We start from the raw sequence: 16,183 nt of genomic DNA on the forward strand, positions 1-16,183 counted from the left end.
TTGCTCACCGGGCTTTAACAAATAGCTAGTGCTTAATCCTATCTCGATATTCTGAATTCGATAATTTCCTTTGTCATGTTATAAAAAGTATCATAGGCATTGACCTCAATGGTGACTTTTTCATCTTCCACAGCAGACAAGTCGATAGTAAATGAGCTACTTCCTTCCACTTTAGGTCCTTCATTTATTTGATACATCACCTTCTGTACGTCTACTTTCTCATCTGCAACTTCGACGGACAGGACTGTGCCTGATGGAAATACGGGTATGCCCTCATTGAAGGAAACCGGTGCTTTATTGAATGCTGAAGTAACACTCGGCCCTCTCTTATCTACATAGACGAAATCCGTACGCACCTGCTCCTGATTGCCCTGCTTGTCTACGCTGTAATACAACATCATGTGCTCGCCATCCGCCACATCGTGAGGAATCATCTGGCGTCCGTCAGACTGCATATAAGGCAAGTCGCCTATTTTGAAATAGGTGGTTTCCAAGCCTGATTCATCTTCAAAGATTTTAAATTTCACTCGTGTGGCAGGGCCAAAAATGAACTCGCCCGTGTGGGTTCTAAGCAAATCGGTTTGAGGTGCCTTTGAATCCCTATTTGCATTAATGATAGCAGAGGCAGAGGTGGTAGAAGGCCCGTTTTCCAATGCCAATTGAGCCGCTGAACTCAAGCTTATAAGCAACAGAAAAACAAGTCCATAGATTTTGGTTGAGGTATCCATAGTGTAATTAATGATTGAATTTGATGCAAAATTGATCAGAAACGGACCTCCGGCTTATCGGTGAAAAAGTGGCTTTTTAAGTAGGTGATTTGATTAGATACTAATCAGTAATTATTGGATTGGATAAGTTTGAATGGAAGCTGCAACCCCTTAGCAATCCCTCAGCGAAAGGGTATAAAAAAACCTCAATCTAGGATTGAGGTTGTGAAGTGGTGTGGGCGCTGAGGGATTCGAACCCCCGACCCCCTCGGTGTAAACGAGGTGCTCTGAACCAACTGAGCTAAGCGCCCTTCCTTAAAAGGATTGCAAATTTAGTACGGTTTATTTTCCATGCAAGCACTGATGAAAAATAATTTCAGTCCAATGCGCGCGAAAGGAAAAGATTGAATGGATGCAAAGTTCGGTAGGTGTCTGCCACCTGATCCACAATCTTGTCCGAAGTTATTTCTTTGTCAGTCAGCTTTCGCATAAACACATAATGCTTCAACTGTAGCAAATCAATATTCTCGTGATCTTTCGGGTATCCTTTCGGGGCAGTTTTCAGCTTGTCTTCTGCGTAAGGTTTTCCAAAAACTTCCGTGAAGTTCCTATCTCCAATGATGCTATTGATTTCCTTACCATTATAGTCGATCTCTTGCCTCACTTTGGCCAGGATGTCTGCCGATGGCTGGTAGATGCCACCTCCGGCAAAGTTGCTACCCGGCATAATATGAAGATAAAAGCCGGGATTTCCTGACTTCTTCCCGCCCTCTACAATGGAAGCACCAAAATTGGTTTTGTAGGGGTCTTTGTTCTTGCTAAACCGAACATCCCGATTAATTCTAAACAAGGTTTTTTTCGGGTCAAGACCGGAAAGCTCCGGGGCAAAAACAGCAGATTTCTTTATTACTTCTGAAACGAGCTCCACCATCTGCGCCTTCGCCTCCTGATATCGCTTCTTATTATCATCCATCCACTCCTTGTGGTTGTTGTTGGCCAGGTCTTTTAAGAATTTAAGGGTTAGTTGTAAATCCATCATCCAATGCTTTTAAGAATTGTTTCTAGTTTGATCGAACGAGAGGCTTTTAAAAGGACAGTGGTACCTGATAAATCGAATTTTTTCAGCCTCTCTTCAAGTTTTTCCTTGGTATCAAAGTGGTACTCAGGGTCGGCTACCCACCCAAACTTCTGACCTACGGTCAGGACATTCTTTATCCCCACTTTTTTTGCAAAAGTGAGTATTTCCATGTGGTGGGAGTTGGAGTCTTCCAGCTCATTCATATCGCCGAGTATAGCCAGCGTATTCTTTCCTTGCTCTGATAAATTTTCCAGCGCCACTTTCATGGAATCGGGGTTGGCATTATACGCATCTAAAATGACGGTGGTCCTTCCTTTTTTTATGATTTGTGAGCGTGCATTGTCTGGTTCATAGGCTGCAATTGCTTTTAAAATCAAGCTATCGGGGACATTAAAATGCCGGCCTATTGCTACTGCTGCCGCCATGTTGGAAAAATTGTACCGCCCGACTACACTTGTTTCCTTCTGGCTTTCGCCCAGCTGCACCTTCAAAAATGGCGATGAAGACAAAAGCTTAAAATCTGGTTGAGGAAAAACGATGGGAGACTCAAATCGCTTGATCATATTGGACAGTACCGAGTCATTCTTGTTTACAAACGGCTGACCCCCACTTTTACGAATAAAATCAAACAGCTCACTCTTGCCCCGGATCACTCCTTCTATTCCTCCGAAAGTCTCGGTATGTGCCCGACCTATATTGGTAATCAGGCCGTGTGTGGGCCTGGCCACCTCGCAGTATCCTTCAATTTCCCCCACGTGATTCGCCCCCATTTCTATGATGGCAATTTCTACCTGCGGATGAATGTGTAGCAATGTAAGCGGCACACCGATGTGGTTGTTGTAGTTGCCTTTCGTAGCATGCACAACATATTTCTCGGAAAGAACTCTGGTAGCAAGTTCCTTTGTGGTTGTTTTTCCATTGGAGCCGGTGATTCCAATCACGGGTTTTTTAAACCTGGATCGGTGAAATGCCGCGAGCTCTTGCAAAGCCTTCAGTCCATCCTGAGCCAGTATGATCCGCTCATCGGTCACATATTTTTCATCGTCTACCACCGCATAGGCGGCACCTTTGCTCAGGGCCTCCTCTGCAAACTGATTTGCATTGAAGTTTGGTCCGCTTATCGCAAAAAATAAGTTATCCTTTTCAATGGTGCGTGTGTCGATGGAAACACCATCGCTCAGCAGAAACCGGGAGTAGAGAAATTCGATAAAATCACCCATTGAAACAAAAATATCTCTAACTGGGCAATTGAGCTCCTTATATTTACCACATGAATCCAAAAGGCATACGATTGCTTGCTTTCGCAGGAATAATCCTGACGCTATTCCTCAGTATGTGGTACCTGATGAAAACCTATGAAGAAGGCAATCCACGATGGATTTTTCTTATCATGGCCCTGGGAATGGCCGTTTTGCTCTCACAGAGTTTAATGGGCGGAGGCCGCAGAAAGGATTAGCGGACTACCTTCAATCGGATGGTCTGCGTTGATTGCTGTTCAATGATTTTCAGCACATAGATGCCCGATTCAAGACGATTGATTTTGCCGTTGAGTGACTTTTCAACATCCCTGATATTTCCTGTAAGATTTACCAACTCTCTGCCGGACAGGTCTATAAGTTGAAGGGAGATGTTTGCTCTATTGGTTTTTAAATGAATCCGATCCTTTACCGGGTTGGGGTAGACCCGGATACTGGTGCTTTCCATTCCTAAAGCAACATCCTCATTGGGGAATCCGGGCGTAGCAATAGCCGCCAGCCAAGCCATGTCTTCCTTTTCTGTTTCATTGCAGCAAAGCTGAAGTGAAGTGCCCAGTGGAGTTGACTCTCCTTCCTCTACCGGGATAAGCTCCGCTCCGGAAATGGCAGCCTCATACGAAATGAAGTCTACTACATCTGTTCCGTATAATAGTCGGATTCCATTAGGACCATCCTTTAACCCGCCGAAATTGCGATAGAAATAGTCATCTGAAAGGGTGGTCATGGTTGATGCAAGGAAAGAGGAGTAAACACTTTCGTCTTGCTCTACCAATTCAATGGTGAATAATGACAAATCAAAATCGCTGGCATTTGCCACGTATATCTCCACAAATTCACCCTGATCCTGACCTTCATTGTCATAGTGAAACTCGCTGATCCAAGCCTTAGGTGCTACCACTTCCTCAAGCTCACTTCCTGAAACGGTAATGCTTTCATCGATTCCTGTCGAGGCGTGCAAAATAGTCCCCGATAGCGTGGATTCATCATCGGCAGCTGGTGTGTACCGAACAAAAATAGTGGTCAACTCCACCGTGCCTTCATCCTGAAGAAGGGTAAGTGGGGAGGAATTGGAATAGACAGTTCCATCAAATGCGGCAGATTGTGACAGGGTAACCTGATTGGGAGGTATAATGATCAGGTTGCTTGTAAGGTTAGATGCGGAAACAGTGTAGCTGTCATCGCCGAAGCTACCAAATGCCACCTCACCAAAATCTATTGATGAAGCCGAAAGGTTCAACTCAGGATCAGGAATTACTTCAGGGGTAGCGGTACCGGTCAAATTCACCGTCTCCTCTTCTCCTGAAGATGTGAACGTGAGGGTGCCCGCTTTTTCACCCGCTGAAGTTGGAATAAACCGCACGAAAATATCCTGATCTATTCCTCCATCATTTAATGACAAGTCTAGAGATGAACTATAGGAGCCACCTTCAGAAGTTGACATCTCAAATTCTCCGGAGAGAGATACTGAAACATTTTCCGTCAAATCCGATCCGGAAATATTTAAGCTGGCAGAGGACGATACCGTATTTTCTTCTGTATCGGGAAAATCAATGGAAGGTTGGCTCGCAGACAATACAGGAGGATTGTCTTCCGATTCTATCACATCACCATCAAAAAAGGGCATTATCTGCACTGCCCCAGAAAACTGGGTGAGAATGCCTGAGACAATCAACGTGCCCGAAGGTGCTGGGGTGCCGTCATAAAAAGATGCATCGTCAATTCGAATAACGAACCCTGTTGTGCCCACCGTTGCATTCACATTGGTACCGGATGAACTAGAGGTTGTTGGCCATTGCATAGCATCATCTAGGGTGACTCCCCCTACTTTCACCAGCTGGCCCAAATATGAGCTTGAGGTGGAGATATCAGATTCATCAATTACTTCATGATCTGGAACAGTATTTCCGCTGGAAAGAATCGAAATAGCAGAAGGCTCCAGTTCTATCAAATCATTGAATGTGGCTCGTGTCCCAGTAATCTGCACTTCATCTCCATATGAAACTAGTCCGTGATTTCCTTCATGGTAAATATTGATACCTCCAGTGGCATCCTGGACGAAGTATTGTCCATTTGATGATCCATAATCAGGGGTGGTGACTATACCAACAATCGTAAACTCCTGACCATTGGTGCCAGCCCTAACACCACTTATATCGTCAATAGTCAAGGTGTATTCTGTACCTGTCACAGAAACATTGACTGCTGTGGCTCCTGAAGAAGTGTGTGAAATGTTTTGATTGTAAACCAGGCCGTTTTCAATTGTTGGAGAAAACCGAACATAAACCGTTTGGCCACCGGACTCAGCGTTGGCCTGCGTCACGGTGACAGCACTGGACCATGTGCTGTTATTCAGGGACAGCTGAAACGGACTTGCCACCGAGACCGAAATATTTCCTTCCAGGTCTGATCCCGAGACCATGTATGATTGTGAGGTGCTGCTTTGACCGGCAGCAACTTCCCCAAAATTTAGTGTGCCAACAGCCGTCACATCAATATCTGGTGATGTTCCGCTTCCATCGCCCCATATTTCATCTACCCATTCCGGATGGTCTACGAATGGGTTTCTGTTGCCTTGAAATATATAAATGTTATCATTCCGATCCAGTTCTTTTTGGCTTACAGGATCATTAGAATGCCAGTCCATGAGCATATCCAATGCCCAGGTTTCAAACACCTGATCAGTGCTTCCGTCAAGCATATCGCTACTCCAGGAACCCAGAACATCTTCATATCTGGTAGCCATATAAAAATAGGCTCGTGCCAGATCTCCTTTAAATTCATCGATTGGCTCGAAGACTGTGCCTGAGTAACCCAGGCCGCTCCTTGCACTTCCTTTCTTGCATCCGTTTTCCGATGTGAAAGAAGCACTACCTACCTCCCCGAAAGGAAAATTTCCCCTTTGGCCATTCACATATCCATCAGTTGGGAATAGGTGATGAACATCTGAGAACATTGGAGAGGCGTCATCAAACCAGCTTTTGGGGAATGAATGCTCCCGGTTGTAGCACGACCCCTCCCCCGAGTAGTTTCCACATTGGTCTGTTCCTTTGGTAAAATTATAAGGATCAGTTCCAGATGGATTTTCTGAATAGATGTCTAAAACCGAGCCGTCATTTTCATAATAAGTATCAAGCTCGTAATCATAAATAAAGTCCCAAACTGCGCTATAGCCCTGATCATCATGGTCATCGATGATATTGTGAAGCTGTGTCTTGAGTGTGTATCCTGTGCCAGTGGCATTGGTGTAATACCCTGCCGGAATTTGTGCATGAGCTAGCAATCCCATGCATATTGCTAAAGCAAAAGCAAATGTCTTCATGATGTTGATGATCGTTTTCAGCAGGCAGGCTGTCGCAAATATCAATAAATCGAAAGGCGGGATCAAGTTACAATTGTTATCAAAAAGTAAACTCTACTCCTGATTGAACAAAGTCCTGGTGGCAATACTTCTTCCGAGTGTAACCTCATCGGCAAACTCCAGCTCACTCCCCACAGGAATGCCCCTAGCAATGGTGGTAACCTTTATTCCAAATTCCTTCAAAAGCTTGGTGATATAAAAAGAGGTGGTATCGCCCTCCATCGTGGCACTGAGGGCAAGGATAATTTCCTTGATCTGACCATCAGCTTTCACCCGGTTGATCAAAGAGTCAATTTTCACATTCTCAGGCCCAATTCCGTCCATCGGAGAGATGCGGCCTCCGAGCACATGAAACAGCCCGTTGTACTGTCCGGTATTTCTGATCGCCAAGACATCCGGGGTATCTTCCACCACACAAATCACAGAAGTATCCCTGTATGCATTTTGGCAGGTGCAATCTTCCGTATCGGCTATGATGTGACAGGTCTTGCAGTATTTAATGTTTTCCCTAAGTTCCTGAAGGGCTGATGACAGCTCCTGAGTAGAATGCTCAGGCTGCTTTAGTAAATGCAGTGCCAGGCGAAGGGCGGTCTTCTTTCCGATTCCCGGTAGCTTGGAGATTTCCTCCACCGCACGCTCCACTAGCTGAGACGGGAATTCCATGTTTAGACGATGGAAGCTTTAATTCCCGCAGAAGTGATCCCTTCTCTCATTGGTTTCAGCTCCTCGTAGATTCCCTTTTTCACAGAACACTTGCCTTTGTAATGGATCAGAAAAGTGCACTGCTCGGCCTGGTGTATATCATGTTTGACAACTTTCACCAGTGTGTTGATGACATGATCGAAGGTGTTGAAATCATCATTGTAAACCATGAGATCTCGCACACTCTCACTGCCGATATCTTCTCCCGTCTGTATTTCTTCCTCTATATCAAAATCAGTACTCATATCTCTTGATTTCCTGCAAAATTAATAATTGCTTCACAACCCACTTGCTTTTGTAATTTGCAAGCGCAACATTTTAGTAACACTATGAATCCGCTTTTCGTTGGCTCCATCGTACTGGGATACTTCATTTTGCTCATTGGCATATCCTGGCTGACATCCAGAAATGGACAGGCTACAGATTTCTATACGGCCAGCCGTGAATCCAAATGGTACCTGGTTGCTTTCGGCATGATCGGTGCTTCGCTCTCGGGTGTCACGTTCATTTCTGTGCCGGGGGAAGTGGCCAACTCCAACTTCTATTATTTTCAGGTGGTGCTGGGGTATTTGGTCGGCTATTTCGTCATTGCCAGGGTACTGCTTCCTCTTTACTATCGGTTAAATCTGGTTTCAATCTATACTTATCTTGAGCAGCGATTTGGGTTTTGGTCGTACAAATCCGGGGCTTTCTTCTTTCTCATCAGTCGGGTCATTGGTGCCAGCTTCAGATTGTTTTTGGTTGCAGGGGTTTTACAAATTGCCTTCTTCGATGCGTATGATCTGCCATTCTGGGTTTCGGTGCTCACTACAGTGGTGCTGATCTGGCTGTATACTTTTCGGGGCGGGATCAAAACCATCGTATGGACAGACACGCTGCAAACTACTTTCATGCTGGTAGCTGTTGTGGTCAGCATCCTTTTTATCAAAAATGAACTTTCATGGACCTGGACCGAGCTTACTACCAATCTATTTCAGGATGAGCGATCTACGATTTTTAACTGGGACTGGCAGAGTGGACGAAACTTTTTTAAGCAATTTTTCAGCGGGGCATTTATCGCCATTGTGATGACAGGGCTGGATCAGGATATGATGCAGAAAAATCTGACCTGCAAAAACATTGGAGAAGCTCAGAAAAATGTCTTTTGGTTCTGCGTGATCCTTGTGATCGTCAATTTCCTTTTCCTAAGCCTAGGTGTTTTACTCTATCAGTATGCTGAAATTGGAGGTATTGCCATGCCAGACCGAACAGATAATTTATTTCCCATGCTGGCGGTGAATGAGTTTTCAACACTGGGAACGATCACCTTTTTACTTGGAATTACCGCTGCGGCTTATTCCAGTGCCGATTCCGCTTTGACTGCTCTCACTACATCATTCTGTGTGGATTTTCTTGGATTCAAAAAGGAGAATTACGCAGAAAAGAAAAACTTGAGAATTGGCGTCCACTTCGGATTTTCCCTTGTGCTATTTCTCGTCATTCTGATCTTTCAGGCCATCAACGACCAGAGTGTAATCAACTCCATCTTCATTGCGGCGGGTTATACGTATGGGCCGCTATTGGGATTGTTCACCTTTGGGATTTTCACCCAATGGGATGTGAAGGACAAGTGGGTTCCGGTTGTGTCTATCCTTTCTCCGATTATTAGCTATATAATCAATCTCAATTCAGAGGCATTGCTGTGGGGGTACAGATTCGGATTTGAAATATTGATTTTAAACGGGATGATAATGTTTCTCGGGCTGCTTTTGATTCGAAAATCAAAGGCCTAACTCAGTCATTGGATCCCAAAAGTGTTTTTCAAAATCGATGATCTGATCGTCTTTGACTTTCACTCCTTCGGACTCCAGTAGTTCTTGCATTCTTGTCGGTGACAGGAAGTGATGCTTCCCGGTCAGAACTCCTATTCTATTCACCACACGATGTGCCGGTACTTCATGATCTGTGGCTGCCCCATTCATCGCCCACCCCACCACTCTGGCAGAGCGGCCTACACCTAGATATTTTGCGATAGCACCATAGCTGGTCACTCTACCTTTCGGGATCAGCTTTGCCACCTCATAGACATCCTGAAAGAAGCTCTCCTTGTCCATCAATCCAGTTTTGTCACCTCACATTTCTCAAGAATATAGAATAAATGAAGAGGGTTGTCATCGTTCAACCTGAGGGTACCAGTGACCCTCACCCGCTCATCAGTAAATCGAAACTCCCGATCAGAATACACTTCAACTACCGTCTCTGGACCAGCGGCCCCACAGAAAAAACACGATTGGTAGGGAAAGCGGGAAAGCACAAAGTAGTCCTGATCGCTCTCCTGTTGAAGTGGGATTATGAACCCTTCAAGGGTCAGCTCTTTCCCTTCCCGTAATTTTAGTTGTTCGGAAAATTTAGGTTGCTCAACTTCGGCTCCCATAAAGTCATCATAGCCCATCACTATCTCCACGGAGGATAACAATTCCCACCCGGATAACTGAGATGGAAACAAATGACCAAGAAAAATCATCAACAAAGAGTGTAACATAATGCGAACCAAAGCTATCTAAAAAACGTGTTAGTGTCTTGCAAAGGCATCTTCAGAATTTTTTACTTTAGCCGAACATAAAGAATACAATGAGCAGTATCATTTCAACCTCCAATATTTCCAAAAAGTACGTCATGGGCAGTGAGATTATCATGGCCCTAAAATCCATATCAATTAACATAGACAAAGGAGAATACGTAGCTTTCATGGGGCCTTCAGGATCGGGAAAATCTACATTGATGAATATCATCGGATGCCTGGACACTCCCACGGATGGGACTTACATCTTAAACAACAACGATGTGAGCGACTTGACAGAAAATGAACTTGCTGAAATTAGAAATAAGGAGATTGGTTTTGTATTTCAAACATTCAACCTCCTACCCAGAGCTTCTGCTTTAGAAAATGTAGCCTTGCCGCTGGTTTATGCCGGATATAATTCTGCCGATCGTCAAGAAAAAGCACTTGCCGCCTTGGCCGGGGTTGGCCTGGAAGACAGGGCTTATCATAAGCCAAACGAACTCTCCGGAGGGCAAAGACAAAGGGTAGCCATTGCAAGGGCATTGGTAAACAATCCATCCATTATCCTTGCCGATGAGCCTACCGGAAACCTGGACTCCAAAACTTCTTACGACATCATGGATCTCTTTCAGGAACTACACGATAGAGGAAACACCATCATCATGGTGACACACGAAGAAGACATTGCTGAATATTCTCACAGAATCGTTCGATTGAGAGATGGTTTGATTGAGACGGATGAAGTAAACAAAAACATAAGATCAGTCCGCACCCCTGCATGAGTGCCAAACTCTATACCAAAACAGGAGACAAAGGAAAAACTTCCCTTTTAGGAGGCAAGAAGGTTTCCAAAGCAGACCTTCGTATTGATGCGTATGGTAATGTGGATGAGCTCAATTCATTCATCGGTCATTTGAAGGATCATGATGCGGTAGAAAATCGACTTAAGCAGCAGCTTTATTGGATTCAGGAACACCTCTTCTCAATCGGTAGCATCCTGGCCACAGAGGCAGGGTTTAAAGGGTTTGAACTACCGAAAATTACCCAATCAGAGGTGCAACAACTGGAGGTTTGGATCGACAAATTTGATGGCGAAGTACCTTCGCTCAAGAACTTTATTTTACCTGGTGGACATCCCGCAGTTTCGCTTGCTCACATCTGCCGCACGGTCTGCCGCAGAACCGAACGGAGCATCATTTCGTTAGCTGATCATGAGCCTGTAGATGAATCAATATTGCAGTTCATAAATAGATTGTCTGATTATTTGTTCATCTTTGCGCGCGCAATCGGGCACATACTAGGTGTGCAGGAAGTACCCTGGGCACCCGGGTCTGATTGAAATTAACCCCATTTCAACCCCAAAGATTGTAGAAAATGACCGAGACGTTGGACATCCAGATTACCGAAACAAGCCAATCGAGACTACCCCAAATCGATTTTGAAAACCTTGCCTTCGGAAGAACATTTTCAGACCACATGTTTATAGCTGATTACAAAAACGGCGAGTGGACTGACCTGAGAATTACCCCTTATCAAAATTTATCCATCAGTCCGGCTAATGCAGCGTTGCATTATGCGCAGAGTATTTTCGAAGGGCTTAAGGCACACAAAAATGATAATGGTGAAATTTTGATTTTCCGACCAGAGGCAAACGCCAAGCGGATGATCAAAAGCGCCGAGCGCATGTGTATGCCTCCGGTTCCACTAGAGCTCTTTATGGAGTCGATAGAGGCTTTGATCTCTGTGGATAGGGATTGGGTACCAAATAAACCCGGCACTTCACTTTACATTAGACCTTTCCAGTTTGCAGATGACCCATTCATTGGTGTAAGACCCTCGGAGACTTACAAATTTATCGTACTGACAGGCCCGGTGGGCGGCTACTATGCCGAGCCAGTGAAGGTAAAAATCGAAAAGCATTTTACCAGAGCAGTCCGTGGCGGAGTGGGAGCCGCAAAGACCGCAGGAAACTACGCTGCATCTCTTTACCCAGCCAGACAAGCCCAGGCAAAGGGCTACCATCAGCTGGTTTGGACAGATGGCCAGACACATGAGTTTATTGAGGAGTCGGGCACCATGAACATCATGTTCGTGATCAATGACACATTGGTAACCCCACCAACCAGCGATTCAATCCTTCCGGGAATTACCAGGGAAAGTGCGTTGATCCTTGCGAGAGACTGGGGGTGGAAAGTAGAAGAAAGACCTATCAAAGTAGACGAAGTGATTGAGTCTATTGAGAATGGATCACTGACTGAGGCTTTTGGTATTGGCACGGCTGCTACGATTTCTCACATTGCTGTGATCGGCTATGAAGGAACAGACTATCAACTTCCGGCCATTGAAACCCGTAAGATTTCTAATCGACTGTTAGATGCCCTTACTGGCATCAAGATGGGACAGATTGAAGATAAGTACGGGTGGATCAAGAAGATTGGGTGATAATCATTTTCCATTTTTAACATCCTCCCCCTAACCCCCTCCAAAGGGGGAAATTGAGACCTAAATAAGGGAAATAGTATTGTTTTTAATATTGATTCCTAAAAGACTAACGCTATCTTCGCCACTCAATTTTAGCATTTCATGACAACCGAAGAACTGAAAGATTTAAAGGCTCGCGTTAATGCCTTGAGGGGGTACCTTTGACTATGCGGGGCGTAAGAAAAACCTGGAGGAATTAGAGCTTGTAACCGCACAACCAGACTTTTGGAACAATCCTGAAGAAGCCGAAAAAACCATGAAAAACATCCGGTCGCTGAAAGGCTGGACGGATAGTTTCGAAGAAGTAGAAACTTCGCTTGGTGATGTAGAAACCCTATTTGAATTCAATCAGGAAGGGGAAGCTTCTGATGAGGAAGTTCAGGAGGCCTATGATACCGCTTTGAAGCAGTTGGAAGAACTGGAGCTTAAGAAAATGCTGGGCGAGGAGGAAGATCAGCTTTCCGCCATGCTGCAAATCACTCCGGGTGCGGGAGGCACTGAAAGCAATGACTGGGCCGGAATCCTCATGCGGATGTATATCATGTGGGGAGAGGCCAATGGATACAAAGTACGTGAGGTTGATTATCAGGCGGGTGATGTCGCTGGTGTGAAATCCGTAACCTTAGAGTTTGACGGCCCTTTAGCTTACGGGTATCTAAAATCTGAAAATGGTGTGCATCGTTTGGTTCGTATCTCCCCTTTCGATAGTGGCGGAAGGAGACACACTTCTTTTGCCTCTGTATATGTCTATCCTGTGGTAGATGATTCCATCGAAATTGACATTAATCCTTCCGATGTGGAGTTACATACTTCACGATCCGGCGGTGCAGGTGGTCAGAACGTAAACAAGGTGGAAACCAAAGTGCAGCTAACCCACAAGCCTACAGGCATTGTGGTAGTGTGCCAGGTGGAACGCTCGCAGCTTGCAAACCGGGAGCGAGCCATGCAGATGCTCAAGTCTCAGCTCTACCAGATGGAGATTGAAAAACGAAACAAGGAACGGGCAAACATTGAAGCTGGAAAAAAAGCGATTGATTTTGGATCACAAATCAGGAATTATGTGTTGCACCCCTACAAACTCATCAAAGATGCCCGAACTGGCTATGAGCGAACGGATGTGCAGAATGTACTTGATGGGGACTTGAATGATTATATAAAGGCTTATCTGCTTCATGGTGAGGAGTAGCTTGCTCAACTTACGCAGTTACTTGTCATGTTTAGTGTTTGTAAATAATCCTCCCCCTAGCCCTCGAAACGTCGAACCGCTCCAGAGGGGGGAATGATATTTTAACATATGAAAAAATACTCACTGAACTTTTGGTTGCTCTCCTTGAGTTCTTTCCTGTTTTTCGGTTCGTTCAACATGGTGCTCCCCGAGCTGCCGGATTTTATGCGGACGTTTGGCGGAGAGGGTTACATTGGGCTGCATATCACCTTTTTCACACTGACAGCCCTCATTTCACGTCCATTTAGTGGAAAACTTACTGACACTTGGGGACGAATCCCTGTGATGGTTTTCGGAGCAGCTGTGACGGCAGTTGTTTCACTTTTTTATCCGTTTTTTCTAAACATTTATGCCTTCCTGTTTATTCGCTTTTTGCATGGTTTTTCTACCGGTTTCAAACCCACGGGAACAGCAGCGTATGTAGCCGACATTGTGCCCTTAAACAGACGTGGCGAAGGGATGGGTATTTTGAGCTTCTTCGGGATGACCGGAATGGGAATCGGAAATTACATTGGTGGAGTGATCGCCATTCACTATCACATCAACGTGCTTTTCTACTCCAGCGCGGCTGTGGCACTTCTCTCCGTCATCGTGATAGCCGGGATGAAGGAGACGGTAGAAAACAAGCAGCGCTTTTCCAGGCAGCTTCTCATGATCAAAAAGACGGACATCTATGAGCCTACCGTTTTGGTTCCCTCGGTGGTGATGATGTTGGTCACCTTTTCGTTTGGAACTGCTCTGACACTGATCCCAGATTTTAGCGGATACGTGGGTGTAGATAATAAAGGTCTGTATATGTTCTACTTTACCATGACTTCACTAGTAGCCAGAGTGGTCGGTGGCAGGCTATCGGATGAATTTGGACGCAGGAGAATACTTCAGGCAGCAACTTTGATCATTGCTACGGGATCTATCTATACAGGCTTCTCATTCAATTCTCTTCACTTTTTAACAGGGGCACTGATCTTTGGCGCAGGCTATGGTTTATCCTCCCCGGCATTGTTTGCATGGGCTGCTGACCTGGCTCCAGACCAGTTTCGGGGACGGGGATTCTCCACATTGTTCATGGCGCTGGAGATAGGCATAGGCATGGGTGCCATGCTAGCCGGACAGATCTACAATGGCAACCCGGACAACTTTCCGGTGGTTTTCGCTGGATGTGGTAGTTTGGCGTTTTTGGCGTTTATTTATTTATTGTTTAAAGGGAAATAATATGCCAAACATCATATTCTGGATCTACATTGCAGTATCTGTTGCCAACCTTTTGGCCAAATTGATCCCTTCGGAAGAACTTGATCAATTCACCAAGCCACTGCTGATGCCTCTGCTTATTCTTTATGTCTATAAGTCGAGCCTTGGTAAAACCACCGGAAGGATACTCCTACTCTGTCTTGCGCTTGTCTTTTCCTGGCTGGGAGATGTTGTGCTCATGCACCAGGAAGATCAGATGTATTTTATGGGGGGGATAGGCCTGTTTCTGGCTGCTCAGATTACCTACATCGTGCTATTAAGAAAGTCATGCTATCAGGCTCCATCCGTAAATCTGAAACGAATCATTCCGTTTCTGCTTTATGGGGGCTTACTTTTCTACATTCTCCTACCGGCAGGTGATTTTACCATTCCAATCATCATCTATGGATCGGTAATTATGATCATGGCGATCATGGCCAGTAAGCGGGAGGGACATACCTCACAGGAAAGCTACAAGCTGGCCCTGCTAGGCAGCATTCTCTTTGTACTTTCAGATTCCATCCTGGCATTCAATGCATTTCACACGGCTATCCCGTATGCAGGAGTGTTCATCATGTTTACTTATTGCGCGGCGCAGTTGCTGTTGGTGAAGGGGCTGTTGAAACACGTGGAATAAGATCTATAAGTTCTTTTCCGAGCGTCAAATAAAAATCAATCTGCGTACCTGAAGCGAACCATACCTAATGCAACATCCACATCAAAAGAGAGTAGGTTTTCGGCATCTGCTGCATAGCTCATGTTCACAAACACATTTTTCTCAACCTCCTCAAACCCCTTGGCAATTTTTACTGCGCAAAGGGGAGAATCCCTCACATAAATAATGACAGGGGTGCCATCTTTGGGGAGTAGGATCTCCAGATTCCCTGCCCCAACGGAGGCATCTACATTGCAGCGCTCATTCATTTGCTGATCGAAATCCAACAGGACATTTCCAAAGCCTATTTTAGTGATTACGTTTTTGGCACGGGCCAGCTCCATCCGCTTGGCCACAATGGAACCGAAATCTGCTTTAACGAAAAAGGTATCCATCTGAATTGGGTTCATACTGCCCTCATCATAGCCTACAATGATATCTGCACTACCGGATTTGATTTTCAACCGCTGCACGGAAGAGCCTGTAAGGTTTACATCGGCATTTCCAAAGCCATAAATCAGATTGAGCTTATATATCTTATTTTCACTGAAATTGACTTTCCAAAAATCATTCTCCTTATCACTGCGGGAAACAGCCATGGTGAAACTATCCCCAAACCCAGAAGAACTGTATTCATCCAGCACCAGTTTGGAGTAGCAGGTATTGTTCTTCACTTTGCTGGCAAACGCAGGGTTGATCTTTTCCAGATCAGGATTCCCGTAGATTGTAAGTGGGTTTTTATCTTCTTCAGACAGCTTGAGGAGACAGTTGGTGGCCGTGGCTTTTAAGTAAAAGTCAACGGTATCAAAGTCTGAAGATTCCTTAATTGTATAAAACTTAGTGAGTTGTGAAACTGCACTTATGCTCACAAGCAGGCTAATCCCTGCTATCAATACCAACCGCAACATGGATTCCTATTACGGAAAGAATATGCGGAGGTTACGTTTCT

17 protein-coding genes and 1 tRNA gene are annotated in these 16,183 nt (G+C 45.1%); 8 read left to right on the forward strand and 10 right to left on the reverse strand.

Annotation, left to right across the window (positions count from 1 at the left end; all coding sequences use genetic code 11):
- Positions 1-38: 38 nt before the first annotated feature.
- The 4 genes from RLN88_RS14850 to RLN88_RS14865 all read right to left on the reverse strand — a co-directional run bounded on the left by RLN88_RS14850 (position 39) and on the right by RLN88_RS14865 (position 3,005).
- Positions 39-728, reverse strand: coding sequence for a hypothetical protein (locus tag RLN88_RS14850; protein ID WP_350222201.1), 690 nt, complete (start codon positions 726-728; stop codon positions 39-41).
- A gap of 215 nt (positions 729-943) precedes the next feature.
- Positions 944-1,018, reverse strand: a tRNA-Val gene (locus RLN88_RS14855).
- Between the two features lie 65 nt (positions 1,019-1,083).
- Positions 1,084-1,746: a DUF2461 domain-containing protein gene (locus tag RLN88_RS14860; RefSeq protein WP_350222202.1), complete on the reverse strand. Its 663-nt coding sequence runs from the start codon at positions 1,744-1,746 to the stop codon at positions 1,084-1,086.
- The gene (locus RLN88_RS14865) at positions 1,743-3,005 is read right to left on the reverse strand and encodes a UDP-N-acetylmuramoyl-tripeptide--D-alanyl-D-alanine ligase (RefSeq protein ID WP_350222203.1); all 1,263 of its coding nucleotides are present in this window, start codon (positions 3,003-3,005) and stop codon (positions 1,743-1,745) included. Before RLN88_RS14865 ends, RLN88_RS14860 begins: the two co-directional genes overlap by 4 nt.
- Before the next feature lie 50 nt (positions 3,006-3,055).
- On the opposite strand from RLN88_RS14865, the gene RLN88_RS14870 reads away from it, so the two are divergent.
- Positions 3,056-3,241, forward strand: coding sequence for a hypothetical protein (locus RLN88_RS14870; protein WP_350222204.1), 186 nt, complete (start codon positions 3,056-3,058; stop codon positions 3,239-3,241).
- Here the strand turns inward: RLN88_RS14870 and RLN88_RS14875 are convergent.
- From RLN88_RS14875 to RLN88_RS14885, 3 genes are read right to left on the reverse strand one after another with little or no spacing between them, the layout of a single operon-like run.
- The gene (locus RLN88_RS14875; protein ID WP_350222205.1) at positions 3,238-6,426 is read right to left on the reverse strand and encodes an endonuclease; all 3,189 of its coding nucleotides are present in this window, start codon (positions 6,424-6,426) and stop codon (positions 3,238-3,240) included. The two genes, RLN88_RS14870 and RLN88_RS14875, sit on opposite strands and share 4 nt — an antisense overlap.
- Before the next feature lie 27 nt (positions 6,427-6,453).
- Entirely contained in the window at positions 6,454-7,062 is a 609-nt protein-coding gene (gene recR / locus RLN88_RS14880; protein ID WP_350222206.1) for a recombination mediator RecR, read from the reverse strand.
- A gap of 2 nt (positions 7,063-7,064) precedes the next feature.
- Positions 7,065-7,346 (reverse strand): ATP-dependent Clp protease adaptor ClpS, encoded by a 282-nt coding sequence (locus RLN88_RS14885; RefSeq protein ID WP_350222207.1) that lies wholly within the window; start codon positions 7,344-7,346, stop codon positions 7,065-7,067.
- Between the two features lie 84 nt (positions 7,347-7,430).
- On the opposite strand from RLN88_RS14885, the gene RLN88_RS14890 reads away from it, so the two are divergent.
- On the forward strand, positions 7,431-8,873 hold the full coding sequence (locus tag RLN88_RS14890; RefSeq protein WP_350222208.1) for a sodium:solute symporter: 1,443 nt from the start codon (positions 7,431-7,433) through the stop codon (positions 8,871-8,873).
- On the opposite strand, the gene RLN88_RS14895 is transcribed toward RLN88_RS14890, so the two are convergent.
- A complete protein-coding gene (locus tag RLN88_RS14895; protein WP_350222209.1) occupies positions 8,862-9,194 on the reverse strand; it encodes an MGMT family protein in 333 nt (110 codons plus the stop codon). The genes RLN88_RS14890 and RLN88_RS14895 overlap by 12 nt on opposite strands.
- Positions 9,194-9,604 carry a hypothetical protein gene (locus tag RLN88_RS14900; RefSeq protein WP_350222210.1) on the reverse strand — a complete coding sequence of 137 codons (411 nt, stop codon included), beginning with the start codon at positions 9,602-9,604 and terminating at the stop codon, positions 9,194-9,196. Before RLN88_RS14900 ends, RLN88_RS14895 begins: the two co-directional genes overlap by 1 nt.
- Before the next feature lie 107 nt (positions 9,605-9,711).
- On the opposite strand from RLN88_RS14900, the gene RLN88_RS14905 reads away from it, so the two are divergent.
- From RLN88_RS14905 to RLN88_RS14930, 6 genes are all read left to right on the forward strand, one after another.
- Positions 9,712-10,425: an ABC transporter ATP-binding protein gene (locus RLN88_RS14905; RefSeq protein WP_350222211.1), complete on the forward strand. Its 714-nt coding sequence runs from the start codon at positions 9,712-9,714 to the stop codon at positions 10,423-10,425.
- Positions 10,422-10,982: a cob(I)yrinic acid a,c-diamide adenosyltransferase gene (locus RLN88_RS14910; RefSeq protein ID WP_350222212.1), complete on the forward strand. Its 561-nt coding sequence runs from the start codon at positions 10,422-10,424 to the stop codon at positions 10,980-10,982. Before RLN88_RS14905 ends, RLN88_RS14910 begins: the two co-directional genes overlap by 4 nt.
- A 35-nt stretch (positions 10,983-11,017) precedes the next feature.
- The gene (locus RLN88_RS14915) at positions 11,018-12,085 is read left to right on the forward strand and encodes a branched-chain amino acid aminotransferase (protein ID WP_350222213.1); all 1,068 of its coding nucleotides are present in this window, start codon (positions 11,018-11,020) and stop codon (positions 12,083-12,085) included.
- Between the two features lie 141 nt (positions 12,086-12,226).
- Positions 12,227-13,310, forward strand: a protein-coding gene (prfB, locus tag RLN88_RS14920) for a peptide chain release factor 2 (protein WP_350222214.1) whose coding sequence is annotated in 2 segments (ribosomal slippage) — positions 12,227-12,286 and positions 12,288-13,310 — 1,083 coding nt in all. Because the reading frame shifts where the segments join, the coding sequence is not laid out codon by codon here.
- A gap of 108 nt (positions 13,311-13,418) precedes the next feature.
- Positions 13,419-14,561, forward strand: a complete 1,143-nt coding sequence (locus RLN88_RS14925) for an MFS transporter (RefSeq protein WP_350222215.1) — start codon at positions 13,419-13,421, stop codon at positions 14,559-14,561.
- Position 14,562: 1 nt separating this feature from the next.
- Entirely contained in the window at positions 14,563-15,216 is a 654-nt protein-coding gene (locus tag RLN88_RS14930; RefSeq protein WP_350222216.1) for a lysoplasmalogenase, read from the forward strand.
- A gap of 35 nt (positions 15,217-15,251) precedes the next feature.
- Here the strand turns inward: RLN88_RS14930 and RLN88_RS14935 are convergent, their stop codons facing one another.
- Positions 15,252-16,142, reverse strand: a complete 891-nt coding sequence (locus RLN88_RS14935; RefSeq protein WP_350222217.1) for a hypothetical protein — start codon at positions 16,140-16,142, stop codon at positions 15,252-15,254.
- Between the last annotated feature and the right edge of the window lie 41 nt (positions 16,143-16,183).

This window comes from Ekhidna sp., from assembly GCF_040223195.1.
GTDB lineage: Bacteria > Bacteroidota > Bacteroidia > Cytophagales > Cyclobacteriaceae > Ekhidna.

Excerpts from the sequence above, each read along its gene's own strand:
- RLN88_RS14865 (WP_350222203.1), bottom strand. The coding sequence starts at position 3,005 with ATGGGTGATTTTATCGAATTTCTCTACTCCCGGTTTCTGCTGAGCGAT.
- RLN88_RS14885 (WP_350222207.1), bottom strand. The coding sequence starts at position 7,346 with ATGAGTACTGATTTTGATATAGAGGAAGAAATACAGACGGGAGAAGAT.
- RLN88_RS14860 (WP_350222202.1), bottom strand. The coding sequence starts at position 1,746 with ATGATGGATTTACAACTAACCCTTAAATTCTTAAAAGACCTGGCCAAC.
- RLN88_RS14890 (WP_350222208.1), top strand. The coding sequence starts at position 7,431 with ATGAATCCGCTTTTCGTTGGCTCCATCGTACTGGGATACTTCATTTTG.
- RLN88_RS14895 (WP_350222209.1), bottom strand. The coding sequence starts at position 9,194 with ATGGACAAGGAGAGCTTCTTTCAGGATGTCTATGAGGTGGCAAAGCTG.
- RLN88_RS14870 (WP_350222204.1), top strand. The coding sequence starts at position 3,056 with ATGAATCCAAAAGGCATACGATTGCTTGCTTTCGCAGGAATAATCCTG.
- RLN88_RS14925 (WP_350222215.1), top strand. The coding sequence starts at position 13,419 with ATGAAAAAATACTCACTGAACTTTTGGTTGCTCTCCTTGAGTTCTTTC.
- RLN88_RS14930 (WP_350222216.1), top strand. The coding sequence starts at position 14,563 with ATGCCAAACATCATATTCTGGATCTACATTGCAGTATCTGTTGCCAAC.
- recR (WP_350222206.1), bottom strand. The coding sequence starts at position 7,062 with ATGGAATTCCCGTCTCAGCTAGTGGAGCGTGCGGTGGAGGAAATCTCC.
- RLN88_RS14905 (WP_350222211.1), top strand. The coding sequence starts at position 9,712 with ATGAGCAGTATCATTTCAACCTCCAATATTTCCAAAAAGTACGTCATG.
- RLN88_RS14915 (WP_350222213.1), top strand. The coding sequence starts at position 11,018 with ATGACCGAGACGTTGGACATCCAGATTACCGAAACAAGCCAATCGAGA.
- RLN88_RS14850 (WP_350222201.1), bottom strand. The coding sequence starts at position 728 with ATGGATACCTCAACCAAAATCTATGGACTTGTTTTTCTGTTGCTTATA.
- RLN88_RS14900 (WP_350222210.1), bottom strand. The coding sequence starts at position 9,604 with ATGATTTTTCTTGGTCATTTGTTTCCATCTCAGTTATCCGGGTGGGAA.
- RLN88_RS14910 (WP_350222212.1), top strand. The coding sequence starts at position 10,422 with ATGAGTGCCAAACTCTATACCAAAACAGGAGACAAAGGAAAAACTTCC.
- RLN88_RS14935 (WP_350222217.1), bottom strand. The coding sequence starts at position 16,142 with ATGTTGCGGTTGGTATTGATAGCAGGGATTAGCCTGCTTGTGAGCATA.